The sequence below is a fragment of the Aurantibacter aestuarii genome, from assembly GCF_003008425.1.
Lineage (GTDB): Bacteria > Bacteroidota > Bacteroidia > Flavobacteriales > Flavobacteriaceae > Aurantibacter > Aurantibacter aestuarii.
Window position 1 is genome coordinate 71,945 of sequence record NZ_PXOQ01000007.1, and the last position, 21,341, is coordinate 93,285.

The 21,341-nt window shown below is 30.7% G+C and carries 16 protein-coding genes; 6 read left to right on the top strand and 10 right to left on the bottom strand.

Annotated features, from left to right (window positions below; all coding sequences use genetic code 11):
* The first annotated feature begins 69 nt into the window (after positions 1-69).
* The 3 genes from C7H52_RS01575 (at position 70) to C7H52_RS01585 (ending at position 5,965) form a co-directional block, all read left to right on the top strand.
* Positions 70-1,755, top strand: a complete 1,686-nt coding sequence (locus tag C7H52_RS01575; RefSeq protein WP_106462130.1) for a T9SS type A sorting domain-containing protein — start codon at positions 70-72, stop codon at positions 1,753-1,755.
* A 182-nt stretch (positions 1,756-1,937) separates the two neighbouring features.
* A complete protein-coding gene (locus tag C7H52_RS01580) occupies positions 1,938-4,757 on the top strand; it encodes a TonB-dependent receptor (RefSeq protein WP_106462131.1) in 2,820 nt (939 codons plus the stop codon).
* Positions 4,758-4,792: 35 nt separating this feature from the next.
* On the top strand, positions 4,793-5,965 hold the full coding sequence (locus tag C7H52_RS01585; RefSeq protein ID WP_106462132.1) for a multidrug transporter: 1,173 nt from the start codon (positions 4,793-4,795) through the stop codon (positions 5,963-5,965).
* Between the two features lie 68 nt (positions 5,966-6,033).
* Here the strand turns inward: C7H52_RS01585 and C7H52_RS01590 are convergent, their stop codons facing one another.
* Entirely contained in the window at positions 6,034-6,396 is a 363-nt protein-coding gene (locus C7H52_RS01590; protein ID WP_106462133.1) for a toxin-antitoxin system YwqK family antitoxin, read from the bottom strand.
* 281 nt (positions 6,397-6,677) lie between these two features.
* Between C7H52_RS01590 and C7H52_RS01595 the strand changes: the two genes are divergently transcribed.
* Positions 6,678-8,948: an inorganic phosphate transporter gene (locus C7H52_RS01595; RefSeq protein ID WP_106462134.1), complete on the top strand. Its 2,271-nt coding sequence runs from the start codon at positions 6,678-6,680 to the stop codon at positions 8,946-8,948.
* Positions 8,949-8,990: 42 nt separating this feature from the next.
* Here the strand turns inward: C7H52_RS01595 and C7H52_RS01600 are convergent, their stop codons facing one another.
* A complete protein-coding gene (locus tag C7H52_RS01600; RefSeq protein WP_106462135.1) occupies positions 8,991-9,236 on the bottom strand; it encodes a hypothetical protein in 246 nt (81 codons plus the stop codon).
* 169 nt (positions 9,237-9,405) lie between these two features.
* On the opposite strand from C7H52_RS01600, the gene C7H52_RS01605 reads away from it, so the two are divergent.
* Entirely contained in the window at positions 9,406-11,169 is a 1,764-nt protein-coding gene (locus tag C7H52_RS01605; RefSeq protein ID WP_106462136.1) for an aromatic amino acid hydroxylase, read from the top strand.
* Positions 11,170-11,200: 31 nt separating this feature from the next.
* Here the strand turns inward: C7H52_RS01605 and C7H52_RS01610 are convergent, their stop codons facing one another.
* A complete protein-coding gene (locus C7H52_RS01610; protein ID WP_106462137.1) occupies positions 11,201-11,956 on the bottom strand; it encodes an enoyl-CoA hydratase/isomerase family protein in 756 nt (251 codons plus the stop codon).
* 82 nt (positions 11,957-12,038) lie between these two features.
* Between C7H52_RS01610 and C7H52_RS01615 the strand changes: the two genes are divergently transcribed.
* On the top strand, positions 12,039-12,344 hold the full coding sequence (locus C7H52_RS01615; protein WP_106462138.1) for a rhodanese-like domain-containing protein: 306 nt from the start codon (positions 12,039-12,041) through the stop codon (positions 12,342-12,344).
* Here C7H52_RS01615 and C7H52_RS01620 read toward each other — a convergent pair.
* From C7H52_RS01620 to C7H52_RS01650, 7 genes are all read right to left on the bottom strand, one after another.
* Positions 12,339-12,962, bottom strand: coding sequence for a DUF4230 domain-containing protein (locus C7H52_RS01620; RefSeq protein ID WP_106462139.1), 624 nt, complete (start codon positions 12,960-12,962; stop codon positions 12,339-12,341). The genes C7H52_RS01615 and C7H52_RS01620 overlap by 6 nt on opposite strands.
* 36 nt (positions 12,963-12,998) lie before the next feature.
* A complete protein-coding gene (locus C7H52_RS01625) occupies positions 12,999-13,655 on the bottom strand; it encodes a response regulator (protein ID WP_106462140.1) in 657 nt (218 codons plus the stop codon).
* Positions 13,656-13,664: 9 nt separating this feature from the next.
* Positions 13,665-14,417, bottom strand: a complete 753-nt coding sequence (locus C7H52_RS01630) for a DUF6498-containing protein (protein ID WP_106462141.1) — start codon at positions 14,415-14,417, stop codon at positions 13,665-13,667.
* Complete coding sequence (locus C7H52_RS01635) at positions 14,398-16,473, bottom strand: OmpA family protein (RefSeq protein ID WP_106462142.1); 2,076 nt, start codon at positions 16,471-16,473, stop codon at positions 14,398-14,400. Before C7H52_RS01635 ends, C7H52_RS01630 begins: the two co-directional genes overlap by 20 nt.
* A 47-nt stretch (positions 16,474-16,520) precedes the next feature.
* Complete coding sequence (locus C7H52_RS01640; RefSeq protein WP_106462143.1) at positions 16,521-18,467, bottom strand: ATP-binding protein; 1,947 nt, start codon at positions 18,465-18,467, stop codon at positions 16,521-16,523.
* Between the two features lie 14 nt (positions 18,468-18,481).
* Positions 18,482-20,299, bottom strand: a complete 1,818-nt coding sequence (locus C7H52_RS01645; protein WP_106462144.1) for a tetratricopeptide repeat-containing sensor histidine kinase — start codon at positions 20,297-20,299, stop codon at positions 18,482-18,484.
* A gap of 592 nt (positions 20,300-20,891) precedes the next feature.
* Positions 20,892-21,323 (bottom strand): hypothetical protein, encoded by a 432-nt coding sequence (locus C7H52_RS01650; RefSeq protein WP_106462145.1) that lies wholly within the window; start codon positions 21,321-21,323, stop codon positions 20,892-20,894.
* Between the last annotated feature and the right edge of the window lie 18 nt (positions 21,324-21,341).

The window sequence follows — 21,341 nt, forward strand, 5'->3', positions numbered from 1 at the left end:
AGTATTCTTAAAAACTTTTAAGGAACGGATTAATCTTATAGATTTGCATAAAATCAAAATATTACAATTATGAAAAAAATTTACTTATTATTATTAATGTTAACATCTTTCGTGTCTTTCGGGCAAGTTGTTAATGGAAGTTTTGAGACTTGGTCTCAAACCACTAATCCAGATAATTGGACTTTTGAGGCAGGCACTACGTTAACACAAGATATGACTACAGTTAATGATGGAACCTCTTCAATGCGAGTAGATGTAACAACTGCAACACAAGGTAACACGGACTTTAGACAAAGTGTACCTGTTGTAGCTGGGACAGTTTATGATGTTTCAGTAGATGTTTACCATACAGACAGTTTTGCTGCAGCTAGGCTTTTTGCTGGTAACTATCAAGGATACTCCGACCAAAATATTGTTGGCTCATGGCAAACAATAAATTATGTATATACTGCCACAACAACTGGAGGAGTAGATTTTGGATTAAGGTTTTACGATCAAACCGGATTTTCAGGTTCTTCAGTTATGTATATTGACAATTTTAGAGTTACTGCTCAAGCGACTCCAAGTTTAGCAATAACGTCTCCAACAGATGGAGCTATTGTATATTCTCAGGATGTAAATGTAGCTTTTAGTGTACAAAATTTTAATGTAGATTCTCCAAGTAATGGTGATGGTTATATCACTTACAGCTTAGATGGCGCTGCTAATATTAGTAAATTTGACACCACTGATATTGTGTTTACGGGATTATCTTTCGGAACACATACAGTAGATATGGAATTAGTGGATAATGCTGGTGCATCCCTATCTCCTGCAGTAACATCTACAGTATCATTTACTATTTCTCAGGTTCAATTATTACCATTTACAGATAGTTTTAATTATACAGATGGAGAATTACTAGCTAATCAACCAGCTTGGACTAACTATTTCTCAGGTGATGATGTAATTATTTCAACTGATAACTTATCATATTCTACTTTAAACGGATTTGGAAATGCTGCTTCTTTTGATGGTTCAGGATCAGATCCATTAGTTGATTTTACACCAACAAGTGCAGGTAAAATTTATTCTTCATTTATGTTAAGAGTAGATACTTTTGACGCAACACCTTCTGATGGTTATTTTGCAATTCTAAGAAATGATTCAGGATCATATATAGGTAGAGTTTATATTTCACCATTGACTGCAACTACTTATTCACTAGGTGTAAGTAGTGGTAATTTAGACCCAAGTCAAATTGCTCCTGCTGTATTAAATGTAGGAGACACTGTATTTGTTGTATTTAACTATGACTTAGATGCAGACACAGTAGAATTATGGGTAAATCCTACATTAGGAGGAACTGAGCCAGCATCAGATATTAACACTATGTCTGGATCAACTGGCAATACTATTTCTCAATTTTTACTTAGACAAGATAACCCAGGAACTACTCCTGCGTTAATTTTTGATGAGTTAAGGTTAGGTACTACTTGGGCAGATGTAACTCCAAGCACATTATCTACAGATAACTTTATATCTAATGCAGACTTTAGCGTTTATCCAAATCCAGTTAGTAACGGAACTGTAACTATTAAATCGGCAAGCAACAACCCAATGTCTGTTAATGTATTTGATGTTTTAGGGAAAAAAGTTTTAGAGACTAAGGTTTCTAATAACACGCTTAATGTTTCGACTTTAAAAGCTGGTGTTTATATTTTAAATATCACTCAGAATAACAATTCTATCACAAAGAAATTGGTAATTAAATAATTACCAATTTCATACATAATTAAGAGCAGCTTTTTTAGCTGCTCTTTTTTTTGACCTAATGTTAAGTAATTGTAAACTCAATACTCGATAAGCTAACAATTAATTAATAAACACTTAGCCTACACTTAACTTAAAAACCACTTAACCATCGTTAATTTGCACCGAAAAACAAACACAAATTAATGAAACAACTTACACTTTTCTTTGCTCTATTGCTTACAGCAGTAGTATTTGGACAAGACACAGGTTCTATAGTAGGTAAAATTACAGATAAAGATTTTAACGACGAACCACTTCCGTTTGCGAACGTTTTAATTAAAGGCACCACAAAAGGAACATCGTCTGACATAGATGGTCTTTTTGCATTAGAAAATTTAGAACCAGGAAGTTATGATATAGAGTTTAGCTTTGTTGGCTATGAAACACAAGTTATTACCGCTACTGTTGTAGCAAACAAAGTAACAGAAATTAACATCCCAATGGGAACGAGTTCTGCTTCTTTAGACGAAGTATTAATACAAACCACTGTTTCTAGAGAAAGTGAAACAGCTTTACTTTTAGAGCAGAAAAAAGCAGTAGAGATAAAACAAAGTATTGGAGCTGACGAATTATCTCGTAAAGGAGTTAGCGATGCTGCTGGTGCTGTTGCTAAAATATCTGGCGTATCTAAACAAGAAGGTTCAAGTAATGTTTATGTAAGAGGTTTAGGAGATCGTTATTTAAATACCACATTAAACGGTTTGTCTTTACCATCTAACGATGTAAATAAAAAGAATATTGATTTAAATTTATTCTCTTCAGACATCATTCAAAACGTATCAATTAGTAAAGCCTATGCATCTCAATTTTATGGAGATTTTGCAGCTGGTAACGTAGATATTTCATCTAAAGAACATACAGGGAAATCTTACATTGAAGCTTTTTCTGGTTCTGGTTTTAACACCAATGCTATTGATAAAAACTTTGTAAGAAGTGAAGGTACTGGGTATTTTGGTTACTACGGAAGGTATGATCATAATCCATTTGCTGTTATTTTATCTCATGGCGTAGACCCTGTTAGCGTAAATACACCTATTAATTTAAACTACGGTGTTTCTGGAGGCACGAGTTATACGTTTAAAAATGACTCTAAATTAAGTTTCTTTGGGACAGCTTCTTTTGAAAACAGTTATGAGTACAGAAAAGGTAAGGCTGTAGATTTTTCAACTATCATAAAGAAACGTTTTGACGAGTCTGAAGAATTTGAATATTCTACAACCACTACCGCAATGGGTAATTTAACCTATAAAATAAATAGCGATAACAAACTACAATTCAATTCTATCTTCATTAATAATTCTTCAGACGAAGTAGGTTATTTTGGTATTGATGGAAATGGTTTTAATAGAGATTCTCAATCTAATGTTAATGACGATATAGGATTTTATCAACAAAACACACAATTTGACCAAACTAAAATTTATGTAAATCAAATTTTAGGTAATCATAAATCTGGTAAATTAGAAATAGACTGGGGATTTGGTTATAATAAAGTATTCTCTAGACAACCAGACAGAAAGCGTTTTTCAATTGAAAATTACCAGTTGGCTTTAGACTCGGACCCAACAACATTTCCTGCGTTTTATAGTAATGTTCCTTTTGACAACCAACGTTACTTCCAAAATATTGAAGACGACGAGTATAACGGACGCATAAATTTAGCTATCGAAGCTTCAGAGAAAGTTAAATTTAATATTGGTTATAATGGAAGAACCAAAAAAAGAAACTTTGACAACATTAGATATGGTTTTGACATCTTAGATAATAATTATGACATTGAAGATGTGTCTAATCTAAATGCTGTCTTTAATCTAAGCAATGTAGATTTAACAAACAACCCAGCTAATAATCCTTTATATCAAATAAAAGTATTAAATAACTACCCTACTCTTTCTACGACAAACCGTCCAGGATTACCAGAAAACACATATTCTGGAGTATTAGATATATATGCAGGATACCTTGATGCGCAAATTAAACCTAGTGATAAATGGTTATTTGTACCTGGTGCGAGAGTTGAGTCTTTCTCACAAATGGTAAACTACAACGTAACTACATTAGGTACTGGTGCTTTAGGTGCTGTTGAGTCTAAAGAAACCTTTTTCTTACCAAGTTTAAATATTAAATATAGTTTAACCGACGATATGAACCTTCGTTTTTCTGGAAGTAAAACAGTATCTACTCCAGAGTTTAAAGAGGTTGCTCCTTTTGTATATGAAGATGTTACCACTAGTATTGGTGGTAACCCAGATGTGATAGGCTTTTCTAAAATATTAAACTTAGATCTTAAATATGAATGGTTTTTTAGTAGAAGTGAATTATTCTCGGTTTCTGTGTTTAACAAAGTTATTAATGACCCAATCAACCTTGTTGTAGCAAATGATGCTACAGGAACACAGCGATTTGCTAGAACAGGAGATAAAGCTACCATTTATGGGATTGAGCTTGAAGCAAGAAAAAATATCTTATCTAACGAGAACGATGATTCTATTTTAACTGCTGGAGCAAATATTACCTACATGAAAACAGAGCAAGATTTATATGCTCAAATTCCTGGTAGTATTTCATCTTTTAATTTTGATAGAGATACAGACGAGTTACAAGGAGCATCTCCACTTCTTATTAATGCAGATTTAAGTTTTACTCCTCAATTTGAAAACTACAAACCTACAGCAGGACTAGTATTTTCATACTTCTCAGACCGTATTGATGCATTAGGATCGGGTACTTTAGGGAATATTGTTGAACAAAGTGTATCAACCTTAGACTTTGTATTAAAAAATAAAATAAAAAGCAATTTCGAAATTAACTTTAGTGCTAAAAACCTATTAAACCCTAAAATTAGATACGTTAGAGAAAACACACCTTTAGGTGATGTATTAGTAACCTCTGCCAACGGAGAAAGTGTAACAGATTACCAAAGAGGTATTAACCTTAGCTTACAATTAAAATATAAATTTTAACAACTAAATATTACATAAATTAAACTAAAACGAAAATGAAAAAACAACTTATCTTAGGACTTGCATTGGCAGTTTCAATGTTCTCTTGTACTACAGACGATACATCTGATATTGTAATTAATGATAACAGTGTAACAAATAACAACAATGGTAACGGAAACGGAAACGGTAATCAAAACGTTACGCTTCAAGGAAATTACTTTACAGATTTAACTTTAGATCCATCAATTAACTATACACTTGGAGGACCATTAGTTATGACCTCTGGAACAACTTTAACTATTCCAGAATGTATGACTATTAGAGCTAACGCTAATGGGGCACAAGTTTACATCGCTATTGCTCAAGGTGCAAAAATTATAGCAAACGGATCGGCTACTTGTCCAATTGTATTAACTTCTAATGCAGCAGTTCCTGCAGCTGGAGATTGGGGTGGATTAATTATTTTAGGTAAAGCACCTATTAACTCTGCAAGTGGAACTGCTACAGCAACTTCTGAAATTGGTAACTTACCTTACGGTGGACCAGATGCTGGTGACAATTCAGGATCTTTATCTTATGTAAGAGTAGAGTATTCTGGTGGTGCTGCTTCTAGTGCTTCAGAAAATAATGGATTTTCTTTTTACGGTGTAGGAAATGGAACTAACGTAGATCATATTCAAGCTTACGAAGGTAAAGATGATGGTATTGAATTTTTTGGAGGAACTGTAAACGCTAGTTTCGTATCTTCAATCAATTCTCAAGACGATTCTGTAGATTGGACTGAAGGATTTACAGGAACTTTAACAGATGTATATATCAAAAACAGAGCATCAGATGATAAAGCTATCGAAGGTGATGGTTTAAACAATGATGTTGGAAACTTAGGTGGTTTCTTATCTAACCCAACTATTGTTAACTTAACAATTGTAGGTGAAGGTTCTACTAACTCTCCTGAAGCAGTACGTTTAAGAGTAGGAACTAAAGGATCTTTTACAAACGTAAGTATTACTGGTTACGGTGAAGGATTTGATTTAGACGACTCACAAACAGGAGTTAATGTAGTAAACGATGAATTACAAGTTACTGATGTTACTTTTACAGATGTATTAGTAAAAGTGAAAAATGATACTGGATCTGTATTTACTGACGCTGATTTTTATACAGGTGAAGGAAACGGAACTGGAACAGACTATGCAACTTGGGGAGCAGGTTGGACCGCACAGTAATAATATAATTGCATAAAAAAAAAGCCACGCAATTTGCGTGGCTTTTTTTTATGTTTAACCTAAATATATTATGGTAATTCTCTATCTGCAATACTGTTTTTTGTAATCCAAGTATTAACATTAGCTACAGTATTGTTACTGTAATCTACCTCATTTAAAGTGTCTTTAGACCAGTAAAACCATTTCCCAGTTTTTTCACCATTGTTATACTGTGCAGAAACTTTTTTGTTTCCTTCATTGTCATAGCTAATCCAGTCGCCTTGTAATTTTCCTTCTTTAGTATAAAAACCTGTTTGCACTATATTACCATTTTCATTGTAATAAGTAGCTTCAATAAGATTGGTATCCTCATTAAATTTTAATGTTCTTTCATTTTGTGCGAATACACTTGTTCCAACCAATAAAAGAACTAATACGATTAAATTTTTCATAACAAATAGGTTTTAATTAATAATTACTTTACAAATATATATCATTTTTTACAATTTTGAAACTATTTGGTAACATTAAGTTAACATTAGAACTATATATATTTGATTTACAGAGATTTATATATTTATTTTTAACATTTAAAAGTGAATTTATAGTTATAATCCTACCTAAAAAGTATTTAGAAGTATAAAAACTTCATGTTAAAAAAATATCATAACCTTTTCTTAACATTGCAACAAATTTAAAACGTGAAATTTGTTCCTGAAATTTTTCAATGTTTATGGATAACATATATTTAATAATGATCATTGCTTTAGCGGTATTAGCTATAGCAGATTTAATTGTTGGAGTAAGTAATGACGCAGTAAATTTTTTAAATTCTGCCATAGGTTCAAAAGCGGTATCCTTTAAAACCATAATGATTGTTGCCAGTTTTGGTGTTGCTTTAGGAGCTATATTTTCAAGCGGCTTAATGGAAGTAGCCCGTAAGGGGATTTTTCATCCAGAAGAGTTTATGTTTAATGAGATCATGATTATTTTTATGGCGGTTATGATTACAGATATACTTCTATTAGACTTTTTTAATTCTGTAGGTATGCCAACCTCTACAACCGTATCTATAGTATTTGAACTTTTAGGAGCTGCAGTAGCCATAGCTGCAGTAAAAATATATAATGATGAAGGTGGTTTTTCTGACCTTATTACTTATATCAATACAGAAACCGCGACTGAAATTATATTAGGAATTCTACTCTCGGTCGTTATTGCCTTTACTATCGGTGCTATAATTCAATGGGTAACAAGAGTCCTGTTGTCCTTTAACTTTGAAAACAAACCACTGGCATACGAAGCTATTTTTGGAGGATTGGCCTTAACTGCCTTAACTTATTTTATTTTTATAAAAGGGATTAAAGGAACTCCATATTCTAGTCAAACCTTTAGTTTTACAAATGGTCTAGAGCTGAGTAAGTATTTAGCGGAAAATACATTAACTATCATAGCAGTTAGCTTTGTAGTATCAACTATTTTATCTGTTTTGTTCGTTAAGCTTTTTAAATGGAACACGTATAAAATCATCATTTTAGTTGGTACATTTGCCTTAGCTTTGGCTTTTGCAGGTAATGACCTTGTAAACTTTATCGGAGTTCCTATTACGGCTTTAAAATCTTATGAATTTTGGCAAGCATCTGGATTAAGTCCTGATGCACTTAACATGAGTTTTCTTTCTGGAAAAGTTGATACACCAGAATTACTTCTTTTAATTGCAGGAATTATAATGGTGGCAACTCTTTGGTTTTCTAGTAAAGCTAAAGATGTCGTAAAAACTTCTTTAGATTTATCGAGCCAGTCAGAAACTAAGGAACGTTTCCAGCCAAATTTTCTATCACGCCATTTTGTTAGATTAGCCATTTTTAGTTCTAATGCTGCAAATAAAATCTTACCCGAGACTTTGAACAATAGGATTGAAAAACAATTTACCAAAGTTGCTTTAACTAATAAAAAATCTAAGGATGAACCCGCTTTCGACTTAGTTAGAGCTGCGGTTAATTTAATGGTTGCTGCAGTATTAATTTCTCTAGCTACATCAATGAAACTTCCTTTATCTACTACTTATGTGACATTTATGGTTGCTATGGGTACCTCTTTAGCCGATAGAGCTTGGGGAAGCGAAAGCGCGGTTTATAGAGTTGCAGGTGTTTTAAATGTAATAGCTGGTTGGTTTTTTACCGCTATTATTGCTTTTGTGGCTGCGGGTATAGTAGCCTGGTTATTAAACCTAAACCTTAATGTAATGTTGCCTATTTTACTGGTTATAACAGCAATTATTATTGTTAGAAATTACATCTCTCACAGTAAAAAACAAAAGAGTTTAAATGAGGTTGCCAAAAAAGAAAAAATTGAAAACCAATCGGTTCAAGGAGTTATTTTAGAAAGTTCGGACCATATTGTAAATGTGCTTCATAGATCTAGTAATATCTATAATAATATGGTTGAAGGTCTTGCTAAACAAGATTTATCTATTTTAAAGAAAAATAAAAAACAAGTTAATAAGCTTACCAATGAAGTAGAAGATCTAAGAGATAATATCTTTTTCTTTATCAAAAATCTTGACGACTCTAGTGTAGGTGCAAGTAATTTCTACATCAATATCTTGGGACATTTACAAGATATGACTCAGTCTTTAGAATATATCACCAAAATTAGTCACAAACACATTAATAACAACCACAAAAAACTTAAGTTTTCTCAAATTAAAGAACTTCAAGAAATTAATAAAAATCTTAATCAATTATTTGAGGACACAAAAATTGTTTTTGCTGAAAAGAAATTTGCTGATATAGACCAATTACTAGTTAGCACGAAAAGCAATCAAACTATTGTAAAAGAAAAAATTAATAAACAGATTGAAAGAACAAGAAACGAAGAATCTAGTCCAAAGAATACGACTTTATATTTCAGTTTATTAGTAAAAACAAAGGAATTACTTAAATCTAATTTGTATTTATTAGAAGAGTATAATGACTCCTTCGATGAGAAAATTAAACTATAAAAAAAGGCGACCAATAGGTCGCCTTTTACTTTTTAATAATGATTAATTATCATTATCTACTTTTATTTTAACGTCTCCGTCTGCGTCTTCTTTAATTTTAACCTCTTTATCTTCGGTTTCCATTTTTATTTTAACATCGCCGTCATCAACTTTAGTTTTAACTTCAGCACCAGCGTCTTGCATTTCTTCAATTAACTCTTCTTTTTCAGTTTTTTCTTCTTCTCTACATGATGTAAAAGAAACCGTAACTAGAGCCAAAGCTACTAGACTTAAAAATACTTTTTTCATAATATTATAATTTGATTAGTTGCTTAAAATTAAAGATTTAAATCGTTTAACAAACTAAATAGCAAAATATTAACATAATATTTGTGATCTAACCTCTTTAAAAGTGATGTAGTAATTTTTAAGAGTAAACCTTATTTACTACATTTACAAGACGCTAAAATTCAATATCATGGACCTTAAAGATTTAGAGTCAAACCCTATATTAGATCGATTACCAAAACATTTAAGGCAATTTATAAAGCCACAAAATTACAAAGATTATTCTGCTATTAATCAGGCTGTATGGCGTTATGCTATGCGAAAAAATGTAAGTTACTTAAGTAAGGTTGCACACAAATCGTATTTAGATGGTTTAAAACAAACTGGTATTCTTATAGACGATATCCCTAACATGTATGGAATGAACCGTATCCTTCAAGATATTGGCTGGGCTGCAGTAGCTGTAGATGGTTTTATTCCTCCAAATGCATTTATGGAATTTCAGGCTTATAATGTATTGGTTATAGCAAGTGATATTAGACAGCTAGAACATATTGAATATACTCCAGCACCAGATATTATTCATGAAGGTGCAGGACATGCTCCTATTATTGCAAATCCTGAATATGCAGAATACTTAAGACGATTTGGTGAAATTGGCTGCAAGGCAATATCTTCGGCTAAAGACTATGAACTTTATGAAGCTGTAAGACATCTTTCCATTATTAAAGAAGCTGAAGGTACTCCGGAAAATGAGATTCTTTTAGCTGAAAAAAAAGTAGAAGATTTACAGAAAAACATGGGAGAACCAAGTGAAATGGCATTAATACGTAATTTACACTGGTGGACCGTAGAATATGGATTAATTGGAACTGTTGAGAACCCTAAAATTTATGGTGCCGGATTATTAAGCTCTATTGGAGAAAGTAAATGGTGTATGACTGATAAGGTTAAGAAACTACCCTATTCTTTAGATGCCGCATTCCAAGATTTTGACATTACCAAACCACAACCTCAGCTGTTTGTTACTCCAGACTTTGCTTTTTTAAGTAATGTACTGGAAGATTTTGCAAATACTATGGCTCTTAGAAAAGGGAGCTTAACTGCTGTAAACAAGCTAATAGAATCTAAAGCTTTGGGAACTATAGAATTATCTACAGGCTTACAGATTTCTGGAGTATTTACAGAGGTTATAGCACATGAAGATAAAGTTGCATATATACAAACCAAAGGACAAACCGCATTATCTTACCGAGATAAGGAATTGGTTGGTCATGGTGTACTAAATCATCCTGAAGGCTTTGGGTCTCCTGTTGGCAAACTTAAAGGTATAAACATTGCTATTGAAGATATGAGCCCAAGAGACTTAAGAGCTTACGATATTTATGAAAATGAAGTGGTTACTCTAGAGTTTGAAGGCGGCGTTACTGTTAAAGGCGAAATTATTACTGGCACAAGAAACCTACAAGGAAAAATACTGCTTATTAGTTTTAAAAATTGTACAGTAACACATAACGATACCATATTATTTAAACCAGAATGGGGACAATATGATATGGCGGTTGGAAAAGCGGTTATTTCTGGATTCTCTGGACCTGCAGATTTAAATAGTTTTGATTTAATAACCCATGAAGTTAGTAGCACAACTATAAAGACTAAAAAAACACCTCAATTATTAGAGTTAGAGTTACTTTACCAGCAAGTAAGAGATTATAGACTAGGAACTAATAGAACCATTTCTAGAAATAAAATTTTAGAACGCTTACAAGAAGCGTTTCCAAAAGACTGGTTATTAACTGTAGAGCTTTATGAAGTAGCTATTGCCACAAACCATAGAGAACTAGCTACAAAATGCTTAAATTACCTACATGACATTAAATTAAACCGTCCTGAAATTGGGCATTTAATAGATGATGGGATACAAATTGCAGACCAGCAACTAAAAACAGCTTAATAAAAAATCCACCTAAAAAAGGTGGATTTTTTTATTCTGCAAAACTTGCTAATTTATGTTTAGTAAACTCACTTAGTACAAGCTTACCACTAATTTCTGCACGTTCTATTAATAAATTATCCCAATTAGAATAGGGTTTCCAAAGTACTTTTTTCATTTCAAGTAAAGCTTCTGGATTATAAGATGCTAATTTATTAGCCAGATTTATAACAGCTTCGTCTAATTCCTCAATAGTTTCAAAAACATTAGCATACAGCTGATTATTTTTTGCATACTGCGCATCATAAAACTGTTCTGCATTTATGGTCATTTCAGACATTGCTGTTTGTCCCATTTTCTTAGTTACAGCGGGTTCTATTACAAACGGCCCTATACCAATACTTAACTCACTTAATTTAATTGCTGCATGTTTTGTAGCCAATGTATAATCGCAAGCAGCAGCTAGACCTACACCACCACCTACAGTTTTTCCTTGAATACGTCCTATAACCAACTTTCCACAGGTTCGCATAGCATTAATTACATTTGCAAAACCAGAGAAAAAAGCTTTTCCAGTTTGCATGTCGTTAATTGTTATAAGTTCATTAAAACTGGCACCCGCACAGAAAGTGCGATCTCCTGCACTTTTTAAAACGATAACTTTAACCTCATCATTTGCTCCTGCATCCAATATAGTTTGGGCAAGTTCTTTTAAAAGATGACTTGGCAAGGCATTATGTTTTGGATTACTAAATGTAATAGTTCCTATAAAATTTTCGATAGATAAATTAATGTATGCTCCTTCCATAGATTGATAAAATAGTCTTAAATTTATCTGTAAATATAAGGTTTTTAACTACTTTATAGTAGCTTTATACAAATTGTAAATTATGGGTTTATTAAGTTTTATTTTTGGAGCAAAGAAAAGAGAAGTGCAACGTTTTTTAGATAATGATGCTATAATTCTAGATGTACGCACAGATAGAGAATATCAAAATAATCATATTAAAGGCTCGAAGCATATTCCTATAGACCAGTTGCAACATCATGTAGAAGAGTTAAAAGCTGCAAACAAACCTTACATTGTATGTTGCGAAAGTGGTGTAAGGAGTGCAAAAGCTGCAAAATTTCTCAATTTACACAATATAAAAGCTACCAATGGTGGCGGATGGGCTAAACTACAACGCAACTTATAATTTTATAGGTTCTAATTGCTCTAGAGTTTCTCTGGAATCTATTGGTGTTTGGTTATAAATTAGCGTCCAGCCCAAAGAATTGGTAAGAATATAAAATTTAGAAAGCTCACTAATTAACCGATTTTGAGCGTTTTTTCTTAAATCGGAATTATTGATTTTTTCGGTAATGGCTTTTTTTGCTTCGACTTTAATTTTATTATAATCTGCCGCTTTAAACGGATTTAAATAATCGGCTTGTACGTCGTAATACTCAAAATCTGGATTAATTTTAACTTCCTCTTGTGGTATATAAGTTAAAGTGACCGTTTTATTAACCTCATCTATATCGTAAGTAATTTTACTTAAATCGTAAGCCACAGTAACATCTGCGTTAACAACTACTAACGCTTTTTTTTCGGTATCAATTAAATTACCAAAAACTCTCTTAGAATTTTTATAGTTGTACACCTGACTAAAATGTCCTTCAGTCACCACTAATTTTCCTACGTTTTTTAATTGCTCTTGTATTAATGCAGAGTTTTCTGCTATAATAGTTTCTTCATTATTAGAGTTTGTGCATGCTTTATATGCAAATACAACTACTAAAGTGACTAAAATTCCTAAAACTATGTTTTTCATAATTTAAAATTACGAAAACGGAATTTTAAAGACTGTTTAAATTATGTTATTATTTTTAGCTTTTTCCACCGCTTCAAGCTTATTATGTACTTGAAGCTTTTTATAAATATTTTCAATATGTTTTCTTACTGTAGAAGGTGATATGAAGAGATTTTCGGATATTACAGTATAACTTAGACCTTTTGCCAATTGCTCTAGTACGTCAATCTCACGAGTTGTTAAATTGATATCTTCTTTTTTTTCGTTTGAAGAAAAATCTACTGGATTTCTTAATAGTTTAAGTGTTTTTAATGCAATTGAAGGATTCATGGCAGCTCCACCATTTAAAGTTTCAATAATACCGTTGTACAAATCTGAAGGGTTTACTTCCTTTAACAAATAACCATCTGCACCAGCTTTAATAGCGTTAAAAATGTTTTCATCATTATCGAAAACCGTTAACATAATTATTTTAAGCTGTGGATATTTTATCTTTACCTGCCTTGTTGCTTCAATACCATTCATTTTAGGCATATCTATATCCATTAGCAAAACATCTACATGTTTATCTGCATCCAATTTTTTTAAAAGATTTTCGCCATTATTAGCTGTATATTTAACTAAAAGGTCATCAAAAAAAGACAATTTCTCCTCTATGGCTTTTATTAAAAATGAATTGTCGTCTATAATTACTAATCGGATCTGGCTGGTCATAATATATACTTATTCGTTGGTTAATATAACTAAAAAGTCTTCGATGTCTTTACGTTGTGTGTCTCCATTTTTCTTTGCGTTTTCGAGATACAAATAATCTACTGCCTTTTGAAAATACACTTGGTTCACCTTCAACTTAAAAATGGCTAAATCGGCAATTAGCCTAACTACAATTAAAATTAAAGCAACAGCCAAACCTGCATTACCAAAAATGATAAAAAAACCAGGTATTATAGCTACAAACTGCTGTATGACTATACGTAAATAAGGCTGAAACATATACTGCTCAATTTTAGCATTTACATATGTTTTGGGTTCATAAAAATTTGTCCAATACTTTATAATATAGGTGACTATTAGTAAGCCTACTGCCATTTGAACCCCTTGAAACGAAGCTATAATCTTATAATTTTCTAGTCCAAAACCATCACTAATTCTGGAGTCTCCCATAGATAAAAACACAAAGAAAAAAGTGGTTTGTATAAAAACAAAAAAACCATAATGCACTGTAAAAAAACATGTTATAGCCAGACAGTAAAATTTTTCCTTTTTAGTTTTACCATCTTGAAACCCGATAGTTAATAGTCTAAGAACTTGAAACAGTCCAATTATCATGGTTTCTATGGCGTAAATAATAACGACCTCTAAAGGATCTAATTTACCAAGTGATAATAGCACTATAAAAAACAGAGCTTGTAGCCATATAGCCCTGCTTTCTATAGTAAATAAACCTTTAAAAAAATTATAGTTCTTTAATTTCAAACTCTACACGACGGTTAAGTTGTTTTCCTTCTTCTGTATCGTTAGTTGCTATAAATTTTGTTTCGCCATAGCCTTTTGCTGTAAGTTGACTTGCTGGAATTCCTTTTTCTAATAAATAAGTCATAACCGCATTTGCTCTGTTTTTTGATAATAATAAATTACTAGCATCACTTCCCACTGCATCAGTATGACCTGCAATTTCTATAACTAAATTTTTATTGTTATTTAAAATGGTATAAAGCTTTTCTAATTCGGCATTAGACTCAGCTAGTAATTCGTATTTACCAGACTCAAAAAAGATGTTATTAAGTCGAATGGTTTGTCCTTTTTCAATTGGATTTAAATACAAATCAACCTCAATTTCTTTATACTCATTTAAGTTAGTTAGATCTACATTTTGAGTTACTGCGTAGTAGCCATCTTTTTCTGCCATAAAGCTATAATTTTCGCCGTATGGTAATACTATAGAATACGCACCTGTATTTGGGTCTGAAATAGCTGTCCCTAACTCTTTATTAGTTTTTAAATTATTATAGGCTATTGGTGCAGAAAGTATTTTATTTGTTTTTGCATCAAATACTTTTCCTTTAACTAAAATTACAGGATCTTGTTTTACTTTATTTTCTATTTCGTAAATATCTTTATCTCTTGCCACGTAGGCTTTATCTCCTTTTGCGGTAAGAAAAATACTTAAATCTCCATTACTCGAGTTTATTACGCCTCCTAAATTTTTTGGTTCTGTCCAGTTAGTCCAAGAATCGTCCAGACGCTTAGAAACGAATAAGTCGAAGCCACCATAACCCGGATGTCCTTTACTTGCAAAATATAAGGTTTTACCGTCTGATGCTAAAAAAGGATAAGCTTCACTACTACTAGTATTTAAAACGGGACCTAAATTTTTTGGTTTAGACCATGAATTTACACCAGTACTAAAACTAACATAAATATCTTTGTCTCCATGTGTATCTTTTCGCTCTATAGTCATTAACAATTCTTTTTTAGAATTAGTTAAAAAATATTCGCTAAACGTATTATCATTATAAAAATCTTCGATCTCTACAGCTTTTGGTATTTCCCAACCCTCTTTGGTTTTATTAGCGATAGACACACCACCTCCAGCCGATTTTAAACCGTCTGCTGCATATTTATTTCCTAATAATAAGGTATTATTATCTGGAGATACAGATACCACAAAATTATAGTCTAAATTATTTAATGGTCGTCCTATATTTTTATAAGGTGTCCAACTGCCATCTCTATTTTTTGTTGAATACCAAATATCGTCTTTTCTAGAGTCTATATTTTTGTCGCTATCTTTTACCACTATATACATGGTTTTACCGTCTGCCGACACAATAGGAAGTACTTCTTCTACATCTGGACTAGACAATGCATCAACTTTTGTAATTTTTAAGTTAGGGTCAAACTCCTCTACAACTTGTATGGGTTTCTTGTCAAACGTAGTCACTTTTAAATTATGAACTGCTATTTTCATGTCTTTATCTAAAATAAAGCCTACAAGAGAACCATAATGGCCTATGTTAGCTTCTGTATGAAGTTTTTCTCCATTAATGTAGACTGTTGAAACAGCACCACGTTTTTCAATCTTTATTTTATTTTTCTTTTTGTAACCATTAACAAACTTTTCCTTACTCCATGGTTTATAATAGTCAAATTCTCCACTGTAATAATATAGCTGTGCTTGTCCATCTGGTGTTAATCGAGCTACTCTATAATACTTTTTATTTCGGTAACACGACCATACTAAACCATAAGAACTATAATCTTTTCCTGCTTTTATTACTTCTATTTCCGTTTCTATATCAAAGTCTACTTCATCAGCATTATCAAATATGTCTTTTAAAACCCATTTGGTTTGATCCTCACTGGTATTTTCTATTACCAATTCGTCTTTTTTTAATGTTGCTTCAAAATTGGTGTTTGTAGATTCCCAACCATTCGTGTTATTTTCAAAATTTTCGTTATAAATTACGGTTTGAGCTGAAGAAATACTACAAATTACAAACAGATTTAATAAGAATATTATTTTTTTCATTTTTCTTTATTTACGTTTATAGCAAAAATAAACTGACCTTAATCTTTTTACAATAGGTCATTTGCCGTATAATTATAATTTAATTTTATTTGAGTTCCCGGTTGCTGGTTTAAAATTTTTAAAGTACCATTTAATTCTTCGGCTCGTTTCTGCATACTTTGAATACCATTTCCAAATTCGGTTTCATGCAAATTAAATCCTTTACCATTATCTTTAATAACTATTTGAATAGCTTTTTCTCCAGAGTTAACATTGACCGTAATTTTTGAAGCTTCAGCATGTTTTATAGCATTATTTACAGCTTCCTGAATAATTCTGTACATATTCATGCCTGCTTTAGAGTTAAACGCAATAGTTTGTTCTTTTTTTAAGTTAGAATTAAAACTAAAGTCCACGTCTTGCTCTGCACTTTTGGCGCTTATTATAAAATTAGAAATTCTTGAATTTAAATCTTCTATTGTCACTTTATCCTTATTCATTGCCCAAATTGTATCTCGCAACTCATAAATAGTATCCTTTGTAAAAAGGCTTATATTATTTAATTTTTGGGTTATTTTATTATTTGCAGCTGAGAGACCATATTTTAAATTATCTATGGACGAAATAATAAAAGTTAATTGAGAACCAATATTATCGTGTAGGTCTCTACTAATTTCAAGTCTTTGTTCTTGTAACTTATTTTGAGTTTCTATTTTAGATAGTGCCAATTGCAGTTCTTGTTCTTTACGTAATTGCTTGTTTTTATTAACTTGGGTACTATAAATTAAATACGCTATAAATACCACTAATAAAGCAACAGAAACTGAAATAATAATATAATTTTGCTGTTTAGTTAACTGTGTTTGTTGTAATAATATTTCTTTTTCCTTTTTTTCAGAATCATATTTCACTTCTAATTCTTGTAAGGCTTCTGCACTTTCCTTTTTAAATTTCTCTATAGTTTTATTATAAAATTCAGTGTTATAAAAAGCCCCTTTTTCTATATTTCCCGTTAAATAATAAGCTTCCGCTAAAGGTTTATACACTTCTACTTCTACCTCATTAAATTCTGTATTTTCTTTTAAGGTTTTTAGACATAACTCACCATATAAAATAGCCTTTTGAGGATTGTTTAATTTTACGTAAATTTCGGTCAAGCTGCTGTATAATGCTATTTTTTCTTTAGGATTAAATGGGATTGTTTCTGGTCTATTTAAAGATTGTAAATAAAGATCTAACGCTTTTTTATAATTATTTTGAGCATATTGGATAGAAGCTAATCCTTGTACAGCCACATAATACTCGTTACCTGGGTTTAACTGATTTGAAATTTCTACAGATTTCTTAAAGTTGTGCTCTGCCTTTTCTAATCTGCCAAGTTCCTTATAGCAAATTCCCAAATTATTGTAACTGTGTGTTTGTGCAAAAAGATTATTTGATTTTTTGCGAAAATCTAATGCTTTGGAGTGAAACTTTATTGCTTTTTCATACCAATGCATTTCTTGGTATATTAGACCAATATTATTAAAGTTAGCAGACATATCTCCTCTTTCTGCTTCTGGTAACTTGTCATTAACTTTTATAGACTCAAAATAATAATGTAATGCCTTTTTAAAATCTCCAGCATTCCAATTGTACATACCTAAATTGTTAAGGGTATGTTTTTCTTGCAACACAAACTTGTGTTTTTGACTATAGGTTAAAGATTTATTAAAATAAAACTTGGCAGAATCTGAAATACCATTTACGTCATAATAAATACCCTTAATGCCAAGTAAGGTATTATAACCATATTTTTGATTTTTAGAAATTGCAATAGACTCGCTAGTGTCTATAAGTTGTTTTGCTTTATTTTTATCGCTAAAAAGATATTTCCAAACTAGTTGATTATATACGGCAACCTTAAGTGAATCGTTAGTTGTTGATTTAGCAATGTGATAAAGGCTGTCTATTTTGGATTGTTGTCCAAAACTAAATGCGCAAAAGCAAAGTGTAACTAATAGAACTTTTTTCATAGACACTAAAATAATTAAATAAACGTATTATTATTTTCGTGTTTTAAAATTAATTCTACGTGGGTTCCATTTTCCAAAGGTTTTATATCGAAAGAAGCTTTCAATTCTTCAGCACGCTTTTTCATAGAGTTTAATCCGTTGCCATTTTCTATTTGGTCTGGATTAAATCCTTTACCATTATCTTTAATACTTATAGTCGATACGTTTTCTTGAGCCTCAACACGTACTTCAATATTAGAAGCTTCTGCATGTTTAATGGCATTATTTACGGCTTCTTGGATAATTCGGTACACATTCATCCCTGTTTTCGAAGAAAAAGCCGCTTTATGTTCAGCTGAAAAGTTAGACTTAAAATTAAATTGTATATGCTCTGCAGCCAAATTGGCATTGGTAATAAAGTTTGAAATTCTAGAATTTAAATCTTCTACAGTAATTTCGTCCTTATTCATGGCCCAAATTGTGTCCCGAAGCTCATAAATAGTATCTTTTGTAAAATTACTTATATAACTTAATTTATGAGTTATTTTTGAAGACGCCTCTGTAAACCCATATTTTAAATTATCTATAGATGAAATTATAAATGTTAATTGCGCCCCAATGGTATCGTGTAAATCTCTACTAATTTCCAGTCTTTGCTCTTGCAGTTTATTTTGAGTTTCAATTTTTGATAAAGCTAATTCTAATTCTTTTTCTTTTTGTAATTGTTTGTTTTTGTTACGTTGAGTGGAATAAATAAGATAACCGATAAAGATGGCCAGTAACACCAAAGAACTCGCAATGATAATATAATTTTTTTGCTCGGCTAATTTAGCGCGTTGCTTAAGTATTTCTTTTTCTTTTTTTTCTGTTTCAAATTGAACTTGTAATTCTTCTATTTTACTATTTACTAAGACATTATCTGTACTATCTTTTAAATTTTGAAATTTTTCTTTAAACTCTAATGCTTCTTTATAATTATTTATTGCTTTATAACATATAGCTATTTGATTATAACAATATTGTTCTAAATGTTTATAATTATTTGATTTTGCAAGAAATGCACATTTTTTATAATTATTTAGCGCTTCTTCGTAGTTTTTTTCTACTTGATAGATTTCAGCTAAGTGAACATAATTAACTGTTGTTCCATAAATGTCTGATATTTTATTTCGTACAATAAAAGCACTATCAATATAAGTTTTAGCAACCTTATAATTTTGTTTTTCTGCAAAAGTATTGGCTATATTAGCATAACTATAACCTAAGCCAAAAGAATCTTTTAGTTGTTTTTTTATTTTAAGAGATTTGTATTGATAATAAAGCGCACTATCCAATTTTTTATTCATGCTTAATAGTACTCCATAATTATCATAAATAGGATTTAATCCTTCTAAATCATTTGGAAATTCTAAGAGTTTTATGCCTTTTCGCATGTAATAAAACCCTTTTTCTAAGTTTTTAGTTTTCAAATTATAACCTAAATTACCGTAAGCAATACCTGCTTTGGCATACTCTTTTTTGTTTTCAAAAATTCGAATGGCATTTAAAGTTAATTCTAAACTTTCATCTGGTTTGTTTTGATAAGCTTTCAAAACGCCGTATTTAATCATTATCTTTCCTAAAGCCAAACTGTCGTTTATCTTTTTTGATAGTATAATGCCTTGTCTAAATAGTTTTTCAGATTTTTTTATTTCTGCAACAAAATTTTCGTAAGGTATATTAATAATGGTATTTAAACCCTGCTTTGAACTTTGATTATTAATTTCAAAAATAATGCTATCTAGGTAAGTAGCTTTGTTTTGTGCAGTTAGATTTAAGCTTAAAAAAGTTAATATTAGAACTAATCTGTGCATATTTATGATGAATTAATTTCTCTGTTATAAAGTTATTTTCTTATTTGATTAAATGTATTTATCAATAAAGGTTACAATTATATTAAATATATTATAACATATAGACATAAGTATTTTAATACACATAGAAAAAAAATGTATTTTAATAAGTTTTTAATTCTTATTTTACGATACAATTTAAAACTTTTTTTATGGATTTTTTATTAATTATTTTAGATGTTGTAATTACAAATTTAGAAGTTGCATTTTCAAATATTGACGTTGCTCTTCAATTAGGACCAAGGTAGTTATGTTTTTTTAGTCAATTACTTTTACTTTTTAAAGGTGTTTTTACATATTCTAAAAACATCTTTAAAGTTTTATTTCAATAATTTCTATATTTATTTAAAGTTGTAGTCTTTGTTAGATAATTTAAACTGCCGATAATTTTGCTTTTATTTCAGTTTTTGTCTCTTGATTAAATTTTTGTTTGGTAGCAGAAATAATTTCTTCTGTAGATTGAGATAATGTTTTATTAGAAAAAAACAATAAAAAAAAAGACTATTAACTTTATAACTTTCATAAAATAGATATTACATCAATTATTTAACAATTACGGTAATTTACAGTAGTTTAAAATATGATCTAAAATATTAATACTTTCTTTTAATTGGTTTAAACGGTTTTTAGGTAAATCTTTTTCTACCTCAAGCAAATCATTTTTTATTATTGAAACTTTTGTATTTAAACTTTTGTTGAATTGACTTATTAATTTAAGTTTATCGTTTATTATATGCTGCTCTTTTTCTAAATTATTTTTTTGCGTACAAAAATTTTCTATTTTTAATTGATATTGCGTTTTAGTTTTAGCTTGATAAAAATGGTAAATTAAAATAGCTATAACTATTAAAAAAGCAAATATTGTTACTATATCTTTTTGGTTGTTTACATAATTAAAATCATCTTGATTTATACTCGAGTTAATGAATCTTATGGAAACATAATACGTAAATAAAATACCGAGATACAAGATGATTTTTTTCATTTGAGCTGATTAACTTTT

Bases quoted from the DNA above. Each gene is read 5' to 3' on its own strand.
- C7H52_RS01595 (WP_106462134.1), top strand. From the start codon at position 6,678: ATGGATAACATATATTTAATAATGATCATTGCTTTAGCGGTATTAGCT.
- C7H52_RS01640 (WP_106462143.1), bottom strand. From the start codon at position 18,467: ATGAAAAAAGTTCTATTAGTTACACTTTGCTTTTGCGCATTTAGTTTT.
- C7H52_RS01645 (WP_106462144.1), bottom strand. From the start codon at position 20,299: ATGCACAGATTAGTTCTAATATTAACTTTTTTAAGCTTAAATCTAACT.
- C7H52_RS01605 (WP_106462136.1), top strand. From the start codon at position 9,406: ATGGACCTTAAAGATTTAGAGTCAAACCCTATATTAGATCGATTACCA.
- C7H52_RS01650 (WP_106462145.1), bottom strand. From the start codon at position 21,323: ATGAAAAAAATCATCTTGTATCTCGGTATTTTATTTACGTATTATGTT.
- C7H52_RS01625 (WP_106462140.1), bottom strand. From the start codon at position 13,655: ATGACCAGCCAGATCCGATTAGTAATTATAGACGACAATTCATTTTTA.
- C7H52_RS01580 (WP_106462131.1), top strand. From the start codon at position 1,938: ATGAAACAACTTACACTTTTCTTTGCTCTATTGCTTACAGCAGTAGTA.
- C7H52_RS01610 (WP_106462137.1), bottom strand. From the start codon at position 11,956: ATGGAAGGAGCATACATTAATTTATCTATCGAAAATTTTATAGGAACT.
- C7H52_RS01620 (WP_106462139.1), bottom strand. From the start codon at position 12,962: ATGAAAAACATAGTTTTAGGAATTTTAGTCACTTTAGTAGTTGTATTT.
- C7H52_RS01600 (WP_106462135.1), bottom strand. From the start codon at position 9,236: ATGAAAAAAGTATTTTTAAGTCTAGTAGCTTTGGCTCTAGTTACGGTT.
- C7H52_RS01615 (WP_106462138.1), top strand. From the start codon at position 12,039: ATGGGTTTATTAAGTTTTATTTTTGGAGCAAAGAAAAGAGAAGTGCAA.
- C7H52_RS01575 (WP_106462130.1), top strand. From the start codon at position 70: ATGAAAAAAATTTACTTATTATTATTAATGTTAACATCTTTCGTGTCT.
- C7H52_RS01635 (WP_106462142.1), bottom strand. From the start codon at position 16,473: ATGAAAAAAATAATATTCTTATTAAATCTGTTTGTAATTTGTAGTATT.
- C7H52_RS01590 (WP_106462133.1), bottom strand. From the start codon at position 6,396: ATGAAAAATTTAATCGTATTAGTTCTTTTATTGGTTGGAACAAGTGTA.
- C7H52_RS01585 (WP_106462132.1), top strand. From the start codon at position 4,793: ATGAAAAAACAACTTATCTTAGGACTTGCATTGGCAGTTTCAATGTTC.